The organism is Burkholderia sp. AU27893 (assembly GCF_002223205.1).
Lineage (GTDB): Bacteria > Pseudomonadota > Gammaproteobacteria > Burkholderiales > Burkholderiaceae > Burkholderia.
Window position 1 is genome coordinate 2,318,223 of sequence record NZ_NKFD01000001.1, and the last position, 18,019, is coordinate 2,336,241.

17 protein-coding genes are annotated in these 18,019 nt (G+C 67.5%); 5 read left to right on the plus strand and 12 right to left on the minus strand.

What is annotated here, in order from left to right; all coding sequences use genetic code 11:
- Positions 1 to 21 precede the first annotated feature (21 nt).
- Positions 22 to 798, minus strand: coding sequence for an SDR family NAD(P)-dependent oxidoreductase (locus CFB47_RS10940; protein ID WP_089461164.1), 777 nt, complete (start codon positions 796 to 798; stop codon positions 22 to 24).
- Positions 799 to 857: 59 nt separating this feature from the next.
- Positions 858 to 1,916, minus strand: coding sequence for an ATP-NAD kinase family protein (locus CFB47_RS10945; protein ID WP_089461165.1), 1,059 nt, complete (start codon positions 1,914 to 1,916; stop codon positions 858 to 860).
- A 529-nt stretch (positions 1,917 to 2,445) separates the two neighbouring features.
- On the opposite strand from CFB47_RS10945, the gene CFB47_RS10950 reads away from it, so the two are divergent.
- Positions 2,446 to 4,362, plus strand: coding sequence for a sigma-54-dependent Fis family transcriptional regulator (locus CFB47_RS10950; protein ID WP_089461166.1), 1,917 nt, complete (start codon positions 2,446 to 2,448; stop codon positions 4,360 to 4,362).
- A gap of 19 nt (positions 4,363 to 4,381) precedes the next feature.
- Here CFB47_RS10950 and CFB47_RS10955 read toward each other — a convergent pair whose 3' ends face one another.
- Both CFB47_RS10955 and CFB47_RS10960 read right to left on the minus strand, forming a co-directional pair.
- The gene (locus CFB47_RS10955) at positions 4,382 to 4,816 is read right to left on the minus strand and encodes a carboxymuconolactone decarboxylase family protein (RefSeq protein WP_089440249.1); all 435 of its coding nucleotides are present in this window, start codon (positions 4,814 to 4,816) and stop codon (positions 4,382 to 4,384) included.
- Positions 4,800 to 5,261, minus strand: a complete 462-nt coding sequence (locus CFB47_RS10960; protein ID WP_089440250.1) for a MerR family transcriptional regulator — start codon at positions 5,259 to 5,261, stop codon at positions 4,800 to 4,802. The genes CFB47_RS10955 and CFB47_RS10960 overlap by 17 nt, the downstream gene beginning before the upstream one ends.
- Before the next feature lie 286 nt (positions 5,262 to 5,547).
- On the opposite strand from CFB47_RS10960, the gene CFB47_RS10965 reads away from it, so the two are divergent.
- Together CFB47_RS10965 and CFB47_RS10970 are read left to right on the plus strand one after the other, a co-directional pair.
- On the plus strand, positions 5,548 to 6,162 hold the full coding sequence (locus CFB47_RS10965; protein WP_089456340.1) for a helix-hairpin-helix domain-containing protein: 615 nt from the start codon (positions 5,548 to 5,550) through the stop codon (positions 6,160 to 6,162).
- An 88-nt stretch (positions 6,163 to 6,250) separates the two neighbouring features.
- Positions 6,251 to 6,688 carry a YidB family protein gene (locus tag CFB47_RS10970; RefSeq protein WP_089440252.1) on the plus strand — a complete coding sequence of 146 codons (438 nt, stop codon included), beginning with the start codon at positions 6,251 to 6,253 and terminating at the stop codon, positions 6,686 to 6,688.
- Positions 6,689 to 6,791: 103 nt separating this feature from the next.
- Here the strand turns inward: CFB47_RS10970 and clpB are convergent, their stop codons facing one another.
- Positions 6,792 to 9,389 (minus strand): ATP-dependent chaperone ClpB, encoded by a 2,598-nt coding sequence (gene clpB / locus CFB47_RS10975; RefSeq protein WP_089440253.1) that lies wholly within the window; start codon positions 9,387 to 9,389, stop codon positions 6,792 to 6,794.
- Between the two features lie 157 nt (positions 9,390 to 9,546).
- Positions 9,547 to 10,062 (minus strand): Rrf2 family transcriptional regulator, encoded by a 516-nt coding sequence (locus CFB47_RS10980; RefSeq protein WP_089456341.1) that lies wholly within the window; start codon positions 10,060 to 10,062, stop codon positions 9,547 to 9,549.
- Between the two features lie 248 nt (positions 10,063 to 10,310).
- Between CFB47_RS10980 and CFB47_RS10985 the strand changes: the two genes are divergently transcribed.
- Positions 10,311 to 10,871, plus strand: coding sequence for a group III truncated hemoglobin (locus CFB47_RS10985; RefSeq protein ID WP_089461167.1), 561 nt, complete (start codon positions 10,311 to 10,313; stop codon positions 10,869 to 10,871).
- An 88-nt stretch (positions 10,872 to 10,959) separates the two neighbouring features.
- Here CFB47_RS10985 and CFB47_RS10990 read toward each other — a convergent pair whose 3' ends face one another.
- From CFB47_RS10990 to CFB47_RS11015, 6 genes are all read right to left on the minus strand, one after another.
- Positions 10,960 to 11,436 (minus strand): molybdenum cofactor biosynthesis protein MoaE, encoded by a 477-nt coding sequence (locus tag CFB47_RS10990; protein WP_089461168.1) that lies wholly within the window; start codon positions 11,434 to 11,436, stop codon positions 10,960 to 10,962.
- Positions 11,437 to 11,446: 10 nt separating this feature from the next.
- Positions 11,447 to 11,704: a molybdopterin converting factor subunit 1 gene (gene moaD / locus CFB47_RS10995; RefSeq protein WP_039366951.1), complete on the minus strand. Its 258-nt coding sequence runs from the start codon at positions 11,702 to 11,704 to the stop codon at positions 11,447 to 11,449.
- A gap of 19 nt (positions 11,705 to 11,723) precedes the next feature.
- Entirely contained in the window at positions 11,724 to 12,971 is a 1,248-nt protein-coding gene (glp, locus tag CFB47_RS11000; RefSeq protein ID WP_089461169.1) for a gephyrin-like molybdotransferase Glp, read from the minus strand.
- Between the two features lie 244 nt (positions 12,972 to 13,215).
- Positions 13,216 to 14,667: a threonine synthase gene (thrC, locus tag CFB47_RS11005; protein WP_089456345.1), complete on the minus strand. Its 1,452-nt coding sequence runs from the start codon at positions 14,665 to 14,667 to the stop codon at positions 13,216 to 13,218.
- A 12-nt stretch (positions 14,668 to 14,679) separates the two neighbouring features.
- Entirely contained in the window at positions 14,680 to 16,008 is a 1,329-nt protein-coding gene (locus CFB47_RS11010; protein WP_089461170.1) for a homoserine dehydrogenase, read from the minus strand.
- A gap of 53 nt (positions 16,009 to 16,061) precedes the next feature.
- On the minus strand, positions 16,062 to 17,300 hold the full coding sequence (locus tag CFB47_RS11015) for a pyridoxal phosphate-dependent aminotransferase (RefSeq protein ID WP_089425584.1): 1,239 nt from the start codon (positions 17,298 to 17,300) through the stop codon (positions 16,062 to 16,064).
- Positions 17,301 to 17,615: 315 nt separating this feature from the next.
- Here CFB47_RS11015 and CFB47_RS11020 point away from each other — a divergent pair, with 315 nt between their 5' ends.
- Entirely contained in the window at positions 17,616 to 17,990 is a 375-nt protein-coding gene (locus tag CFB47_RS11020) for an Mth938-like domain-containing protein (RefSeq protein WP_012328660.1), read from the plus strand.
- Positions 17,991 to 18,019 lie beyond the last annotated feature (29 nt).

An 18,019-nucleotide genomic window follows, 5' to 3' on the forward strand; every position in this document is an offset into this window, starting at 1 on the left:
GGATTGCACGGCCCGCGGCCGTCAGTGGAACGTGAAGCCGCCGTCGACGTTCACGGCCTGGCCCGTCACGTTGTCCATCGTCGCGAAGAACAGCGCGAGCCGGCCCATGTCCTCCGGCGTCTGCGCGCGACCCTGCGGAATCAGCGTCAACTGGTGCCGCTGCCACGATTCCTCGACCGATTCGCCGTCGGTCTTCCATTCGTCGGACAGCCGGTCCCACATGTAGGTCCGCACGATGCCGGGGCAGATCGCGTTGACGGTCACGCCGTCGCGCGCGACCTCCTTCGCGAGCGCGTTCGTGAAGCCGACGACCGCGAATTTCGATGCGCTGTAATGCGCGAGATTCGGAAAGCCTTCCTTGCCGGCAATCGACGCGACGTTGATGATCCGGCCGCGGCCCTGCGCCTTCAGCGGCGCGAGCGCCGCCCGGCAGCCGAGGAACGTGCCCTTCGCGTTCACGTCCATCACGAAATCCCAGTCGCGCTCGGTCAGTTCGCCGACCGGATGAATGCTGATCACGCCCGCGCAGTTCACGAGGATGTCGAGCCGGCCGAGGTCGGCGAGCGCCTGCGCAACCATTGCGTCGACCTGCGCGGCCTGCGTGACGTCGACCTTCGCCACCGCCGCCCGGCGGCCGAGCGCGCGTACCTCGCGCGCGGTGGCGTCGAGTGCGTTGTCGAGCAGGTCGGCCAGCAGGATGTCGGCACCCGCGCCGGCGAGCGTCAGGGCAATGCCGCGGCCGATGCCGCGCGCGCCGCCCGTGACGATGGCGACCTGTCCTTCGAGTGGGGCTGTCATGGCGATGTCTCCGTGTTGATCGTTATGGATGCCGAAATGTCACTCGGTAAAGCGGTGTCTCAATAGCGCCACTCGCCGGCATCGCGCAGCAGCTGGCGTGACGACGCATAGCGCAGCGTGCGGCCGACGTCGACCGTCAGCGGCCCGCGCCAGTCGAGCGAGATCTCGTAGCGATCGCCGCGCGCGACCTCGATCTCGCGCTCGCCGTCGAACGCGAGCGTGCCGTGCTCGAACGGAATCGTCTGCCACGCATCCGGCTCGAGCCGCTCGCAACTGCGCATCACGACGCGGTCGACGCGGCCCGGCGCAATCGGCGCGACGAGCGGCGTGCCGGCGGTCATGCCTTCGGCCGCAAAGCGCATCGCCAACCCGTGCGGCGCGCTGCGTTCGAGCGGCGCCCACGCGCCGCCGAGCGCGGACAGGCCGATCCCGTCCGGCTCCGCAAACGTCAGGTACAGCGAATCGATGTCGTCGGACCCCGAGATCGCGCGGGCGCCGATGAAGCGCTGCCGCGCGGCGCACACGTCGACGAGCGCGATCTCCTCGCGCCCCGGCTGCGCGCCCGCCACGCAGCGCACGACGAGCCGCTTGTTGCGCGTGAACGCGACGTCGGCCGGCACCGCGCCGGTCGCGGCGAGTCCTGCCGCGACGCCGGCGACCGTGGCTTCACGATGTTCGGGAAATGCGTTGTTGGTGCCGGTGGACAGCGCGACGAGCGGCGTCGCGCCACAGTGCGCGGCCACCGCGCGATGGGTGCCGTCGCCGCCGAGCACGACGATCAGCGCGACTTCCATCCGGTGCAGGTACGCGGCGCCGGCCTGGGTATCGGCGACGGTGTCGGTGATCGGCAGGTCGACGAATTCGACGTCGGGCCAGCGCTCGTGCGGCGCGACCGCACGGTGCGTGTCGATCGCACGCAGCAGCAGCGTCGCGATGCCCGTCCGGTCGCGCAGCGTCAGCACGCGCTCGACGCCCATCGCGCCGAGGCCGGCCAGCAGGCGCACGATCATGTTCGCCTTCTCCGCCGTCGGAAAGACGGAGGCATGCGTCGTGAGGCGGCGGATGTCGCGCCCCGATGCGGGGTTCGCGATCACGCCGACGGTAACGGGCATCGTCACGGGTTCGTCTCCATCCAGTTGGCCGGCCGCCTCGCGTTGGCGTGCCGTGGCTCTGCCTGTCTCGTCCGCTGCCATCGCCGGGCGGCGGATCGTCGTCGACGCGACCGCGCCGACTTGCCCGTGATCTCTGCAAGCGGCGTGCCACCCTACATACGATGAACGTAAAACCCTTGTGAATGCTGAAGCGACGGGGATGCCGGGGTTCCGCAATCGCTGCTGCAAGGACGGAACGCGCGGCCATTCGGCCCGCTCGTCTCACAGCGTCGATACGACGAAACGGCTGCCGCGACGCCGGTGCAAGCGCACCGCCCTGCCCGCAAACCCCCGCCATTGCGCGGCGCCGCGCAGGCCGCGTCATGCCGGACGACCCCGCCAGTCGCACACGCACGCGTCTCAACGACACGAGACAGCCCGCGATACCGTGAGACGAACGTCTCAGGCCCGCCCCGTGCTGCGATGCAATGTGATCCGTCGAACGGGATGTGCTACAAGAACATCGCATCCCCGCCGTACGGAACCGGAGCCGACCATGCCCTACGCCGTCCCCCAGGCCCAGCACGCCGACCGCGTGCTCGGCGCGCTCGCCGGACGCCTGCCCGCGCCGGCCGACTCCACGCGCCTCGTGTCGTCGTGGCAGCGGTCGCTGGAGCGTTACAGTCTCGACCCCGCTTCGTCGATCGGCCCGCGCGTGCTGACCGCAGCCGAGCTCCGTGAAGTACGCGACAAGGAAGAGGCCTTCCTGCGCGCGTCGGGACAGTGCCTGACGCGGCTGCACGACATGATTCGCGTCGCCGACTACTGCGTGATGCTGACCGACGCGCACGGCGTGACGATCGACTACCGGATCGACCGCGAGCGCCGCAACGACTTCCGTCATGCGGGGCTGCACATCGGCTCATGCTGGTCGGAAAGCGAGGAAGGCACCTGCGGTGTCGCGAACGTGCTGACCGATCTCGCGCCGATCACCGTGCACAAGACGGATCACTTTCGTGCGGCGTTCACGACGCTCACCTGCAGCGCGGCACCGATCTTCTCGCCGGGCGGCGAGCTGATCGGCGTGCTCGACGCGTCGGCCGTTCATTCGCCCGACGGCCGCGACAGCCAGCGTCTCGTCTATCAGCTCGTGCGGCAGAGCGCGGCGCTGATCGAGGACGGCTACTTCGTGCACAGCACCACGCAGCACTGGATCCTGTTCGGGCATCCGAATCGTCACTACGTCGAAGCGCAGCCCGAGTGGCTGATCGCGTTCGACGAATGCGGCAACATCGTCGCCGCGAACCGGCAGGCGCGCGACGCACTGCCAGCGCTGCGCGAGCCGCGCCATATCGACGAGATCTTCGACGCGACCGAGATGCCGCTGCGCGATGCCGCGCGGCTCGATGCGATCGTCGCGCTGCGGCTGCGCGCGACCGGCGCGCCGCTCTATGCGCGGCTGCGTGCGCCGCTACGGCGCACCGGCCGGGAGCCCGGCACGGCCTCGCGCCGCCCGGGAAGCGCGCAACGCCACGTCGGCGCACTGACGCCGTTTCTGCAAAGCAGCGACGCGCATATCGCGCAGCAGGCCGAACTCGCGCTGCGTGTCGCAAGCAAGCGGCTGCCGATTCTCGTGCTCGGCGAAACCGGTGCGGGGAAGGAAGTATTCGCGCGCGCGATCCACGATGCCGGCGCGCGGCGTGCGCGGCCGTTCGTCGCGGTCAACTGCGGCGCGCTGCCCGAAGCGCTGATCGAGAGCGAACTGTTCGGCTATGCGGCCGGCGCGTTCACCGGCGCACGCAAGCATGGCGCACGCGGCAAGATCGCGCTCGCCGACGGCGGCACGCTGTTCCTCGATGAAATCGGCGACATGCCGCTCGCGCTGCAGACGCGCCTGTTGCGCGTGCTCGCCGACGGCGAAGTCGTGCCGCTCGGCAGCGATACGCCCGTCCGCGTCGATCTCGACGTGATTTGCGCGACGCACCGCGATCTCGCGCGGATGGTGGCCGAGGGCACGTTCCGCGAGGACCTCTACTACCGGCTGAGCGGCGCGACGTTCGAACTGCCGCCGCTGCGCGAGCGTGCCGACGTGCGCGACGTGATCGCCGCCGTGTTCGCCGAGGAAGCGCAGGCCACCGGCCACGTGCTGACGCTCGATGCGACGCTCGCCGAACAGCTCGCCACGTATCCGTGGCCCGGCAACGTGCGGCAATTGCGCAACGTGCTGCGCTATGCGTGCGCGGTGTGCGACGCCGCGCGCGTGACGCGGCGAGATCTGCCGGCCGATATCGCCACGCAGCTTGGCGGCACGTCGCCCGGCGGGCTGCCCGACGACGAACGCGGCCGCATCGTCGCGGCGCTCACCGCGCATCGCTGGCGGCCCGACGCGGCCGCGCAGGCGCTCGGCATCTCGCGCGCGACGCTGTACCGGCGCATTGCGAAGCACCGGATCGTCGCGCCGCACCGCGCGTGACGCGCGGGCGCGTGCTTCGTCATGCGGGCTGCATAGCTGCTTCGTTCGCATCTGCCGCGTTACCGGCCGCCTCATCGCGCCGCGTGAACACTTCGTGCGCGGCGAACAGCGCGTTGAGCGCGGCCGGAAAACCCGCGTAGACGGCCATCTGCATGAACACCTCGACGATCTCGTCGCGCGTGCAGCCGACGTTCAGCGCGGCCTCGACATGCACTTTGAGTTGCGGCTGCGCATTGCCGAGCGCGGCCAGCGCCGCGATCGTCGCGATCTCGCGCGCTTTCAGGTCGAGCTGCGGCCGGCTGTAGATGTCGCCGAAACCGAACTCGACCAGGAGCCGCCCGAAATCCGGTGCGATCGGCGCGAGCGCCGCGATCACGCGTTCGCCCACTTCGCCGTCGATTTCCTTCAGTTTGTTCCAGCCGCGCGTGTAGCGGTCTTCAACGAGTCGTTCCATTGTGTCCGTCCTGTTCCGAGGGAGAGTGAGAAGGTTTCGCCCGTCGCGCCGTATCCCGCTCCTGAGCCTCGTAATACGCGATCTTGTCGCTGATCACGTCGAGGCTCGCCTGCAGCTCCGCGATATGCGCGCGCACTGCGTCGCGATGTGCGACGAGCAGGCTGCGCCGCGCACCGAAGGTCGACTCGCCTTGCGCACGCAGCGCCGCGAACGCCTGCATCTGCGCGATCGGCATGCCGGTCGCCTTCAGGCGCATCACGAAGGCCAGCCAGTCAAGGTCGGCCGGCGCATAGAGCCGGTGCCCGGCCGCCGTGCGCGAAATCGCGCGCAGCAGGCCGGCCTGCTCGTAGTACCGCAGCGTATGCGTCGACAGGCCGGTCATTTCGGCGACCTGGCCGATCGTCAGCGGGCCGGCGGAGGAAGATTGGGATACGGTGTTCGACATGGCAGGAACAAGGTTAGGAGTTAGAGTTCACTCTAAGTCAAGCCCTGTCGAACGGCCAGTGCAACGATCGTCAGTGACACCCCGGCGACACCGTAAAGAATGGTCAAAACCGCCGCCCGGCGCGGGTTTCGGTCTTTACAGCGTCGCAAGCCTTCAGCAAGATTCGGTCAGCCTGTCTTAAAAAGGGCACGCATTTGTCCTATGCTTAACGGCGACGTCCGGCCGGGCGTCACGCCGCCGTCCGTTGCAACAGCCATTCATCCGTCAGAACCAGGGAGCCTTTGCCATGCTGAAAAAGCTGCTGATGCTGTTCGTCGCGCTATCGCTGTCGCTCGCCGCAGGCCTTGCCGCGGCCGTCGAAGTCAACACGGCTGACCAGGCCGCGCTCGAATCCGTGAAAGGTCTCGGACCCGTGAAGTCGAAGGCGATCATCGACGAACGCACCAAGAACGGCCCGTTCAAGGACGCGGACGATCTCGCAAACCGCGTCAAGGGCCTCGGCACGAAGTCGGTCGGGCATCTCGAGGAAAACGGCCTGACGATCGGCGGCGCGTCGACGCCGCCGAAGGGCGTGAAGCTGTCGAAGCCGGCCGCGACGACATCGGCCACCACGTCGACCACGGCGTCGGCAGGCACGGCGTCGACGTCCACGACCGCGACGGCCGGCACGACGGCCACCGCACCGGCACCGGCACCGGCGGCAAGCGCGCCGGATACGGCGAAGCCGGCCAAGGCCAAGCGCATGACGAAGAAGGAAAAAGCGGCCGCCGCAGCGGCGGCATCCGCCGATGCGGGTGCGAGCGCACCGGCCGCCGCGTCGTCGGCAAAAGCGACGAAGGGTTCGAAGAAGAAAGGCAAGAAGGACAAGGCAGCCTCCGCCGCCGCGGCGTCGGGCGCCTGATGTGCGCCGCGCGCGCGACGGCGTGCGCGCGGCATTCGTTCAACGGGCGCCCACTGTGTGGCGCCCTTATCGGTAAAGGTGAAGAACCATGGGTCTCCTCGACATCGTTGGCGGTCTGATCGGCGGCCAGGCCGGCGGCAACTCGCAAAGCGCGCTGATCACGACCGCGCTCGAATTCATCAACAACCAGCCGGGCGGCCTGAACGGCCTGATCGAGAAGTTCAAGGCCGGCGGCGCCGGCGACATCATCGGCTCGTGGGTCGGCAACGGCCAGAACCAGCCGATCTCGCCGGACACGCTGCAGAACGTGCTCGGCTCGGACGCGATCGGTGCGCTCGCGAGCAAGTTCGGTGTCGATCCGTCGACGGCGTCGACCGTCCTCGCGCAGGTGCTGCCGCACGTCGTCAACCACGCGACGCCGGACGGTGCGGTGCCGGCCGACGGCCAGGCACAGGTCGACCCGTCGAACGTGCTCGGCTCGCTGTCGCAGATCGCCGGCATGTTCGGCGGCAACAAGCAGGGCTGACGCGCTGCGTCGTTGCGACGCGCCATAAGCAAACACCCCGCCGAGGCGGGGTGTTTGTTTTTGTGCGCCCGGCGCGAACCGGGCGACGGCCGGAGCCCTGCGATCAGTGAACGACGCGGTCGAACACGAACTTGCCGTCCTGGACGTCGACCGGGATCACGTCCTTCGGACCGAAGCGGCCCGCGAGGATCAGCTTCGCGACCGGGTTCTCGATCTCCTGCTGGATCGCGCGCTTCAGCGGACGCGCACCGAACAGCGGATCGTAGCCGACCTTGCCGATCTGTTCGAGCGCCGCTTCCGACACGTCGAGCGCCATGTCGAGCTTCGCGAGCCGGTCGTGCAGGCGGGCGAGCTGGATCTTCGCGATCGACTCGATGTTGCTGCGGTCGAGCGCATGGAACACGACGACGTCGTCGATCCGGTTCAGGAACTCGGGGCGGAAATGCTGCTTCACCTCGAGCCACACGGCGTCCTTGATCTCTTCCTGCGGCGCACCCGTCATCGCCTGGATGACCTGCGAGCCGAGGTTCGACGTCATCACGATCACGGTGTTCTTGAAGTCGACCGTGCGCCCCTGCCCGTCCGTCATGCGGCCGTCGTCGAGCACCTGCAGCAGCACGTTGAACACGTCCGGATGCGCCTTCTCGATCTCGTCGAGCAGGATCACGCTGTACGGCTTGCGGCGCACGGCTTCCGTCAGGTAGCCGCCCTCCTCGTAGCCGACATAGCCCGGCGGCGCGCCGATCAGCCGCGCGACGCTGTGCTTCTCCATGAACTCGCTCATGTCGATGCGGATCAGGTGCTCTTCCGAATCGAACAGGAACGACGCCAGCGCCTTGCACAGCTCGGTCTTGCCGACACCCGTCGGGCCGAGGAACAGGAACGAGCCGTACGGACGGTTCGGATCGGCGAGACCCGCGCGCGAACGGCGGATCGCGTCGGCCACCGCGCTGATCGCCTCGTGCTGGCCGACCACGCGCTCATGCAGCTTTTCCTCGATGTGCAGCAGCTTCTCGCGCTCGCCCTGCATCATCCGCGACACCGGAATCCCGGTCGAACGCGACACGACTTCCGCGATTTCCTCGGCGCCGACCTGCGTGCGCAACAGGCGCGGGCGCGTCGGGTTGTGCTGCTCCTGCTCTTCGGCCTGCGTGACCTGCTTCAGCTGCGCCTCGAGCTGCGGCAGCTTGCCGTACTGCAGCTCGGCCACCTTCTCCAGCTTGCCGTCACGCTGCAGCCGCGCGATGTCCGCCCGCACCTTCTCGATCTCTTCCTTCAACTGCGCGCTACCCTGCACCGCGGCCTTCTCGGCGGTCCAGATTTCCTCGAGGTCCGCGTACTCGCGGCCGAGACGCTCGATCTCTTCCTCGATCAGCTGCAGGCGCTTCTGCGACGCTTCGTCCTGCTCCTTCTTCACGGCTTCGCGTTCGATCTTCAGCTGGATCAGGCGACGATCGAGCTTGTCCATTTCTTCGGGCTTCGAATCGATTTCCATCTTGATCTTCGAAGCGGCTTCGTCGATCAGGTCGATGGCCTTGTCCGGCAGGAAACGGTCGGTGATGTAGCGATGCGACAGCTCGGCCGCGGCGACGATCGCCGGGTCGGTGATGTCCACACCGTGGTGCAGTTCGTACTTCTCCTGCAGCCCGCGCAGGATCGCGATCGTCGCCTCGACGCTCGGCTCGTCGACGAGCACCTTCTGGAAGCGGCGCTCGAGCGCGGCATCCTTCTCGATGTACTTGCGGTATTCGTCGAGCGTGGTCGCGCCGATGCAGTGCAGCTCACCGCGCGACAGCGCCGGCTTCAGCATGTTGCCCGCATCCATCGCGCCTTCGGCCTTGCCCGCGCCGACCATCGTGTGGATTTCGTCGATGAAGACGATCGTCTGGCCTTCGTCCTTCGCGATGTCGTTGAGCACCGCCTTCAGGCGCTCCTCGAATTCGCCGCGATATTTCGCGCCGGCGAGCAGTGCGGCCATGTCGAGCGACAGCACGCGCTTGCCCTTCAGCGTCTCGGGCACTTCGCCGTTGACGATCCGCTGTGCGAGCCCTTCGACGATCGCCGTCTTGCCGACGCCCGGCTCGCCGATCAGCACCGGGTTGTTCTTGGTGCGGCGCTGCAGGATCTGGATCGAACGGCGGATTTCGTCGTCGCGGCCGATCACCGGATCGAGCTTGCCCGCACGGGCGCGCTCGGTCAGGTCGACCGTGTATTTCTTCAGCGCCTCGCGCTGGCTTTCCGCGTCCTGGCTGTGCACCTGCGAGCCGCCGCGCACGGCGGCGATCGCGGCTTCCAGCGCCTTGCGCGTGAGGCCGTGCTGGCGGGCGAGCTTGCCGGCGTCGCCCTTGTCGTCGGACACGGCGAGCAGGAACATCTCGCTCGCGATGAACGTGTCGTTGAGCTTCTGCGCTTCCTTGTCGGCCTGGTTCAGCAGCCCGGCCAGTTCACGGCCGATCTGGATGTCGCCGCCCGTGCCCGTCACTTGCGGCAGGCGCGAGATGGCCTCGTTCAGCGCGCCTTGCAGCGCCTGAATGTGAACACCCGCGCGCGACATCAGCGAACGGGCGGAACCGTCCTGCTGCGCGACCAGCGCCGCGAGAACGTGAACGGGTTCGATGTATTGATTGTCGCGGCCTGCCGCGAGGCTTTGCGCGTCCGCGAGTGCTTCCTGGAACTTGGTGGTGAGCTTGTCGATTCTCATTTAGTCGAGACCTCCAATTTTCGATTAACACCAAGATGAGGATGGTTATGCGGCTTTCAAGCGAAATTCGGGTTGATTCAGCGCAAAAATCGATGGATATCCTTGAAGCGGCCCCGGAATGGGCCACGGCCGGAGCGAGACGCGCGGCGAGCGCGTATCAGCGGGCCGTCGACGGCGGCTCGACGGACGCCGGTGCGTCTTCCGGCAAAGGCTCGGCATGCAGGCGCACGACCGGGTGGATGCCGAGCAACGCGGCGAGCGGCGACGCGGGCTCGATCAGTGCGCCGAGCGTGTGACGGTCGAGTTCGGCGAAAAACGCATCGCGCGCGGCCGCCAGCACCCCCTTCAACCGGCAATGCGGCTCGATCACGCAGCCGCGCGATTCGTCGTCGGCCGAGAAGCAGCCGACCAGCGCGAAATCGCTCTCGGTCGCGCGCACGACCTGGCCGACGGTCAGTTGCAACGATTCGGGGAACAGCCTCAGCCCGCCATTGCGACCGCGGACGGTGTCGACCCACCCCAGCTCGCCGAGCTGCTGCACGACTTTCATCAGATGGTTCTTCGAGATGCCGTAGGCGTCCGAGATCTCCTGGATCGTAGCGAGCCCCTCGCCGCGCACGGCAAGGTACAGCATCACGCGCAGCGAATAGTCGGTGTAGTCGGTGAGTCTCATGGGCGAATACGGAAAAAATCGATCGTACCCCGATTACGTGAGCCGGGCCGACCGGGATGCGCACGAGGCCGGTTGGCGACCCTGCTCCGCGGCCCCGGGTTGCCGGGATGGCGCGCGCGCAATAAGATGCGTGACACTTACACGTTTTTCAGGGGTGTTGGACGCTATTTTGCGTCAAAATTCGGTCGGCGTCCTACTCGATGCCCGCGCCGCCCCTGTCGTTGCCTATTTCTGCCGGCCCTTTTGCCATGACCGTCCTGCCCGCCTCGCCCGATACCGCCCCGGCCCGCCCTCGCGACACCGAGCCGACCGAAGGGAACATCCGCGATCTCGTCTACGCGTTCTACGACCGCGTCCGCGCCGATCCGCTGCTGGGGCCCGTGTTCGAGGCAAAGCTGGCCGGCCGCTGGGACGACCACCTGCCGAAGATGGTCACGTTCTGGTCGAGCCTCGTGCTCGGCACCAAGGGCTATCGCGGCAACGTGCAGCAGGCGCACCAGCCGCTCGACGGGATCAAGCCCGCCCATTTCAGCCGCTGGCTGTCGCTGTTCCTGAAGACCGTCGAGGCGCGCTACGCGCCGCCCGCGGCGATCCGCTTCATGGAGCCGGCACTGCGGATCGCCCAGAGCCTCCAGTTGAGCCGGTTCGGCTGGGACTATCAAATTCCGCCCGAGCAGCAGGCGCTGCTCGACGCGATCGCGCCGCGCCGTCGCGATGCAGGTGACGATCCGCACGCGTTGCCGTCGCGTGCCCGCGGCGAGCCGTTTCCGACGAAGATCATCGGGCGCAGCAGCGATCCGGACGCGTGACGGGCCACCGGCGGGCCACCGGCGGGCCGCCGGCGCGCGCGACGCTTGCGCGCATGCGGCATCGCGCCGCATTACCGTGGCGCCACGCTCAGCGCCGCGTATTGCCCGATTCGATGCCCCAGCGCGCGAGCGCGGCATCGTCGGTGCTGCGCGCATCGACCCAGCGCTCGCCATCCGGCGTCGTTTCCTTCTTCCAGAACGGCGCTTCGGTCTTCAGGTAGTCCATCACGAACTCGCACGACGCGAACGCATCGCCGCGGTGCGATGCGACCGTTGCGACCATCACGATCTGGTCGAGCGGCAGGAGCGTGCCGACGCGGTGCACGATCGCGACGTCGATGCCCGGCCAGCGCCGGCCGGCCTCGGCGGCAATCTTCTCGAGCGCCTTCTCGGTCATCCCCGGATAGTGCTCGAGCGCCATCGCGGCCACCGAATCGCCTTCGTTCAGGTCGCGCACCGTGCCGACGAAGCACGCGACCGCGCCGATCTTCGGGTTGCGCGCACGCAATGCCGAAACCTCGGCGTTCAGGTCGAAGTCGTCGGTCTGGATTCGTACCGTTGCCATCGCCTGCGCCTCACCCGCCCGTCACCGGCGGAAAGAATGCGACTTCGCAGCCTTCGGTGAGCCGCGTGTCGGGATCGGTCATCTCGTGGTTGCACGCCATGCGCAGCGCGCGCCCGTCGGCGAGCGTCTCGGCCCACGCCCCGCCGCGCACGCGCAGCCACGCGCGCACGTCGCCCACGGTCGTGACGCTGTCCGGCACGTCGGCCTGCTCGTCGGCAACACCCAGCGCCTCGCGCACGCTTGCAAAAAATTTCAGTTGAATCTTCATGGTTCGGGAAGCCGTCGCGTTACGACAGCAGTTCGGAAAACGGAATGAAACGCACGGTCTCGCCGGCGCTGATCGCGTGTTGCGGCGGATTGTCGATCAGGCCATCGCCCCACACCGTCGACGTCAGCACCGCCGAGCTCTGGTTCGGGAACAGGTCGAGGCCGCCGGCCGCGTTGACGCGCGCACGCAGGAATTCGTTGCGCCGATCGCCCTTGTTTTGCGAAAAGTCGGCGCGCAGCGACAGCGCGCGCGGCGCGACGTCGCGCACGCCGGACAGGCGCAGCAGGAACGGCCGCACGAACAGCAGGAACGTGACGAAGCTCGACACCGGGTTGCCGGGCAGTCCGATGAAGTGCGCGTCGGGGCGATCGTCGCCGCGGCGCACCGCGCCGTACGCGAGCGGCTTGCCGGGCTTCATCGCGATCTGCCACAGCGCGAGCCGCCCTTCGGCCTCGACGGCCGGCTTCACGTGATCCTCGTCGCCGACCGACACGCCGCCGCTCGTCAGGATCACGTCGTGATCGCGTGCCGCCTCGCGCAGCGTGTCGCGCGTCGCGGCGAGCGAATCGGGCACGATCCCGTAGTCGGTCACGTGGCAGCCGAGCCGCTCCAGCAGCCCGCGCAGCGTGAACCGGTTCGAGTTGTAGATCGCGCCGGGCTTCAGCGGCTCGCCCGGCATCGTCAGTTCGTCGCCGGTGAAGAACACCGCGACGCGAATTCGCCGCGCAACCGGCAGTTGCGCGCAGCCGACCGACGCGGCCAGGCCGAGCGCCTGCGGCGTGAGCCGCGTGCCGGCCGGCAGGATCACCGAACCCTGCCGGATATCCGCGCCCTGCGCGGTGATCCATTCGCCGACCTTCGGCGTGTGCAGGATCTCGACCGCATCGCCGTCGGCCGACGTCTGCTCCTGCATCACGACGGCGTCGGCGCCGGGCGGCACCGTCGCGCCGGTGAAGATCCGCGCGGCCGTGCCGGCAGCGAGCGGCGCGGCCGGATGACCGGCCGGAATGCGCTGCGACACCGGCAAGCGCCGCTCGCCATGCAGCAGGTCGGCGACGCGCACCGCATAGCCGTCCATCGCGCTCGTATGCATCGGCGGCACGTCGAGCGGCGAGCTCACGTCAGCCGTCAGCACGCGGCCGAGCGCGTCGAGCGTGGCGACGGTTTCGGTGCCGGGCAACGGCTTCGCGGCATCGAGCAGCGCGGCGAGCGCCTCGGCGGTCGACAGCATCGGCGCGCGCGGCGCCGCGGGATTCGGGTTCGACATCGATGGAATCGGGGATCGTTGGATTCAATACGTCATTGTAGCGACGCCGTCGTGCGGGCGCGCGATATGGCGGCCATGCGGAAACTGTGATTCGCGCGAACGCGCCGGTCTGACACTTGTTTCGTACGCATTGTGACGACCGCCGCTTGGCAGTTGCCAAACGAAACGGCCGGAACCCCGATCCGTTCGACGAATCGGCGTTCCGGCCGTCCTGCGCAACCGGGCCCGCAGGCCCGGCCGTGCGTCATGCGCCCGTGTGAGCGGCGATGAAGTCCTTCACCTGCTGCGCGTCGGCCTTCACGACCTCGAAACGCTGCGGCAGCGCCTCGAGCCCGTCGAATGCGGCCGGCCGCTCGGCTTCGCGATCGAGTGCCTCGCGAATCGTCTCGCCGAACTTGATCGGTTGCGCCGTCTCGAGCACGACCATCGGCACACCCGCGTCGAGATGCTCGCGCGCGACTTTCACGCCATCGGCGGTGTGCGTATCGATCATCGTGTCGTAGCGCGAGAACACGTCGCGGATCGTCGCGATGCGGTCCGTGTGGCTGCTGCGGCCCGACACGAAACCGAACTCGGCGACGCGCGAGAAATCGCCGCTCGCCGCGAGATCGAAGCCGCCCTTCTCCTCGACGTCGCGGAACAGCTGCATCACGCGCGCCGGATCGCGGCCGAGCAGGTCGAACACGAAGCGCTCGAAGTTCGACGCCTTCGAGATGTCCATGCTCGGGCTGCTCGTGTGATAGGTGTTCTCGGCGCTGCGCACGCGATAGGCGCCCGTGCGGAAGAACTCGTCGAGCACGTCGTTCTCGTTGGTCGCGACCACGAGCTTCGCGATCGGCAGCCCCATCATCCGCGCGATGTGGCCGGCGCAGACATTGCCGAAGTTGCCCGACGGCACCGTGAACGACACGCGTTCGTCATTCGACCGGGTGGCCGCGAAGTAACCCTTGAAGTAGTACACGACCTGCGCGACGACGCGTGCCCAGTTGATCGAATTGACCGTGCCGATCTTCTGCTGCGCCTTGAACGCGTGATCGTTCGACACGGCCTTCACGATGTCCTGGCAATCGTCGAACACGCCTTCGACCGCGAGGTTGAAGATGTTCGGATCCTGCAGGCTGAACATCTGGGCCGTCTGGAACGCGCTCATCTTCTTGTGCGGCGACAGCATGAACACGCGCACGCCGGCCTTGCCGCGCATCGCGTATTCGGCCGCGCTGCCCGTGTCGCCGGACGTCGCGCCGAGAATGTTCAGCGACTGCCCGTGCTTCGCGAGCGTGTACTCGAACAGGTTGCCGAGCAACTGCATCGCCATGTCCTTGAACGCGAGCGTCGGGCCGTTCGACAGTTCGAGCAGCGAGAGCGGCGCGCCGTTCTCGGTACCGAGCGTCTTCAGCGGCGTGATGTCGGACGCGTTCTCGCCATGGCGCGTGTTGCGGTACACGTCGGCCGTGTACGTGCGGCGCGTGATCGCGCGCAGGTCGTCGGCCGGCACGTCGTCGCAGAACTTCGACAGGATCTCGAACGCGAGATCCGCGTACGACAGCGTGCGCCAGCGTGCGAGCTCGTCGGCGGACACCGTCGGATACTCGGCCGGCAGGTAGAGCCCGCCGTCCTTCGCGAGACCGCCGAGCAGGATGTCGGAGAACGTGTGGCGCTCGCCGATGCCGGCGCCGCGCGTGGAGATGTAGTTCATGTCGTCCTCAGCTCAGTTCAGCGCTTCCATGCGCAGCTTCGTCACCTTCGAGACCACCGTCGCGAGGCTCTCGATCTGCGCGATCGCCGCATTCACGTTCTTCTCGACCGTTTCGTGCGTGATCAGGATGATGTCGGTTTCGCCGTTCGCACCGTCGACCTGCTCCGACTCCTTCTGCAACAGTGCGTCGATCGAGATGCCCGATTCGGCGAGGATGCGCGTGATCGCGGCCAGCACGCCGGTCTGATCGGCGACGCGCAGTCGCAGGTAGTAGCCGCTCGTCACTTCCTCGATCGGCAAGATCGGCGTGTTCGACAGGCTGTCGGGCTGGAACGCGAGGTGCGGCACGCGATGCTCGGGGTCCGCCGTGTGCAGGCGCGTGACGTCGACGAGATCCGCGACCACGGCCGATGCGGTCGGCTCCGCGCCGGCGCCCTTGCCGTAGTACAGCGTCGTGCCGACCGCGTCGCCGTGCACGACGACCGCGTTCATCGCGCCTTCGACGTTCGCGAGCAGGCGCTTCTCCGGGATCAGCGTCGGGTGTACGCGCAGCTCGATGCCGTTTTCGGCGCGGCGCGTGATGCCGAGCAGCTTGATCCGGTAGCCGAGTTCTTCCGCGTAGCGGATGTCGGTCGCGTCGAGCTTGCTGATGCCCTCGACGTACGCGCGTTCGAACTGCACCGGCACGCCGAACGCGATCGCGCTCATGATCGTCGCCTTGTGCGCGGCGTCGACGCCTTCGATGTCGAAGGTCGGATCGGCTTCCGCGTAGCCGAGCTCCTGTGCCGCCTTCAGCGCGGTCGCGAAGTCGAGCCCACGATCGCGCATTTCCGACAGGATGTAGTTGGTCGTGCCGTTGATGATGCCCGCGATGTACTGGATGCGGTTCGCGGTCAGGCCTTCGCGCAGCGCCTTGATGATCGGGATGCCGCCGGCGACGGCCGCCTCGAACGCGACCATCACGCCTTTCGCGCGCGCGGCCTCGAAGATCTCGGTGCCGTGCACCGCGAGCAGCGCCTTGTTGGCCGTCACGACGTGCTTGCCGTTCGCGATCGCGCGCAGCACGAGCTCGCGCGCGATGCCCGTGCCGCCGATCATCTCGGCGATGATCGCGATCGACGGATCATCGACGACCGAATTGAAATCGTCGGTGATCTGCGCGGCGCCGGCGTCGCCGCCGAGCGCGGCCAGCGCCTTGGCCGGGGTGCGCACCGCAATGCGCGTCACCTCGATGCCGCGCCCCGCGCGTCGCTTGATTTCTTCCTGGTTGCGGCCCAGCACCGTGAAGGTGCCGCTGCCCACCGTGCCGAAGCCCAACAGGCCAACTTTGATCGGTTCCATGCTGCGTGTGATCGAATGAGTAAGAATGAGTGAGTTCCGTGTGGCCGTGCCGCTCAGGCCGAATGGCGCTTGCGGTAGCCGTCGAGGAAGCGTGCGATCCGGTTGATCGAATCGGTCAGGTCGTCGAGGTTCGGCAGGAAGACCACGCGGAAGTGATCCGGCGTCGTCCAGTTGAAGCCCGTGCCCTGTACGAGCAATACGCGCTCCTCGAGCAGCAGGTCGAGAATGAACTGCTGGTCGTTCTGGATCGGATAAAGCTTCGGGTCGAGGCGCGGGAACATGTACAGCGCGGCCTGCGGCTTCACGCAGGTCACGCCCGGGATCGACGTGAGCATGTCGTACGCGAGTTCGCGCTGCTTGTACAGGCGCCCGCTCGGCACGATCAGCTCGTTGATGCTCTGGTAGCCGCCGAGCGCCGTCTGGATCGCGAACTGCCCGGGCACGTTCGCGCACAGGCGCATCGACGACAGGATGCCCAGCCCCTCGAGATAATCCTTCGCGTGCCGGCGGTTGTCGCCGCCGAGGCCCGACACGGCCATCCAGCCCGCGCGGTAGCCGCACGAGCGATAGCTCTTCGACAGGCTGTTGAACGTGACGGTGATCACGTCCTCCGACAGCGAACCCAGCGCCGTGTGCTCGAGGCCGTCGTAGACGATCTTGTCGTACACCTCGTCGGCGAACACGATCAGCCCGTGCTGGCGCGCGATCTCGAGCAGTTCGAGCAGCAATTCGTCCGAATAAAGCGCGCCCGTCGGGTTGTTCGGGTTGATCACGACGAGCGCCTTCGTGTTCGGCGTGATCTTGCGGCGGATGTCGTCGAGATCGGGCATCCACGCGTTCTGCTCGTCGCAGACGTAATGCACCGGCGTGCCGCCCGACAGGCTGACCGCCGCCGTCCACAGCGGGTAGTCGGGCGCGGGCAGCAGCACTTCGTCGCCGTCGTTCAGGAGCGCCTGGGTCGCCATCACGATCAGCTCGGACGCGCCGTTGCCGATGTAGATGTCGTCGAGGCCGACGCCCACGACGCCCTTTTCCTGCGTGTAGTGCATCACGGCCTTGCGCGCCGAGAACACGCCCTTCGAATCCGAATAGCCGGACGACGTCGGCAGGTTGCGGATCATGTCCTGGATGATCTCGTCCGGCGCGTCGAAACCGAACGGCGCGAGGTTGCCGATGTTCAGCTTGATGATGCGGTGGCCTTCTTCCTCGAGGCGCTTCGCGTGCTCGAGCACCGGGCCACGGATGTCGTAGCAGACGTTGAGCAGCTTGTTCGACTTCTGAATCGGTTTCACGACGACACGGTTCCTGGATTGGCCTTGCGGCCGGGGGGACGGGATCAAAACTGGAAAGCGGCCGGTCTGTGCGCGCTGTCTAGACTGGGAAAAAGCGGGCGGTCGGGCGCGGCTTGTGGCGACGCGCGACGCAAATGGCGCCCGGGGGCGACCAAAAAGTTATAATTTAGCGGATTTTGGCTGACTTTCGCAATGCACCATAGCCGCGCCTGGCCCGCACCGTCGGGCGTCCCGCGTGCCCGGACAAGCGAAACCGGCCGTCCGGGCCCGTGTGGCCCTGCGATACATTCCCCTACGGAACCGCGGAATACCGATTTGAAACTGCACCAGGACACGAGCGGCGCGCTCAACACCGTCACCGGCTACGGCCCCGATTATGTCGACGTCAATCTCGAACGCCATGAAACGAGCGTCATCGTGCTGCCCGGCGCGCCGGTCCAGGCATGGCCCGTGTCGTCGTTCGACGCGCTCGCGCCCGAGCATTTCGCGATGCTGCTCGACCCGACACCCGAACTCGTGATCTTCGGCAGCGGCGCGCGGCTGCGCTTCCCGCACCCGCGGCTCGTCGCGGCGCTCACGGCGAAGCGGATCGGCGTCGAAACGATGGATTTCCAGGCCGCCTGCCGCACCTACAACATCCTGATGGCCGAGGGCCGCAAAGTCGCCGCCGCGCTCTTAATTGAACGTTAATCCCGGATGCGGTAAAACTCGGGCCGGCG

Coding starts and splice junctions, on each gene's coding strand:
- CFB47_RS10940 (WP_089461164.1), bottom strand. CDS start 798: ATGACAGCCCCACTCGAAGGACAGGTCGCCATCGTCACGGGCGGCGCG.
- CFB47_RS10950 (WP_089461166.1), top strand. CDS start 2,446: ATGCCCTACGCCGTCCCCCAGGCCCAGCACGCCGACCGCGTGCTCGGC.
- CFB47_RS10955 (WP_089440249.1), bottom strand. CDS start 4,816: ATGGAACGACTCGTTGAAGACCGCTACACGCGCGGCTGGAACAAACTG.
- CFB47_RS10960 (WP_089440250.1), bottom strand. CDS start 5,261: ATGTCGAACACCGTATCCCAATCTTCCTCCGCCGGCCCGCTGACGATC.
- CFB47_RS10965 (WP_089456340.1), top strand. CDS start 5,548: ATGCTGAAAAAGCTGCTGATGCTGTTCGTCGCGCTATCGCTGTCGCTC.
- CFB47_RS10970 (WP_089440252.1), top strand. CDS start 6,251: ATGGGTCTCCTCGACATCGTTGGCGGTCTGATCGGCGGCCAGGCCGGC.
- clpB (WP_089440253.1), bottom strand. CDS start 9,389: ATGAGAATCGACAAGCTCACCACCAAGTTCCAGGAAGCACTCGCGGAC.
- CFB47_RS10980 (WP_089456341.1), bottom strand. CDS start 10,062: ATGAGACTCACCGACTACACCGACTATTCGCTGCGCGTGATGCTGTAC.
- CFB47_RS10985 (WP_089461167.1), top strand. CDS start 10,311: ATGACCGTCCTGCCCGCCTCGCCCGATACCGCCCCGGCCCGCCCTCGC.
- CFB47_RS10990 (WP_089461168.1), bottom strand. CDS start 11,436: ATGGCAACGGTACGAATCCAGACCGACGACTTCGACCTGAACGCCGAG.
- moaD (WP_039366951.1), bottom strand. CDS start 11,704: ATGAAGATTCAACTGAAATTTTTTGCAAGCGTGCGCGAGGCGCTGGGT.
- glp (WP_089461169.1), bottom strand. CDS start 12,971: ATGTCGAACCCGAATCCCGCGGCGCCGCGCGCGCCGATGCTGTCGACC.
- thrC (WP_089456345.1), bottom strand. CDS start 14,667: ATGAACTACATCTCCACGCGCGGCGCCGGCATCGGCGAGCGCCACACG.
- CFB47_RS11010 (WP_089461170.1), bottom strand. CDS start 16,008: ATGGAACCGATCAAAGTTGGCCTGTTGGGCTTCGGCACGGTGGGCAGC.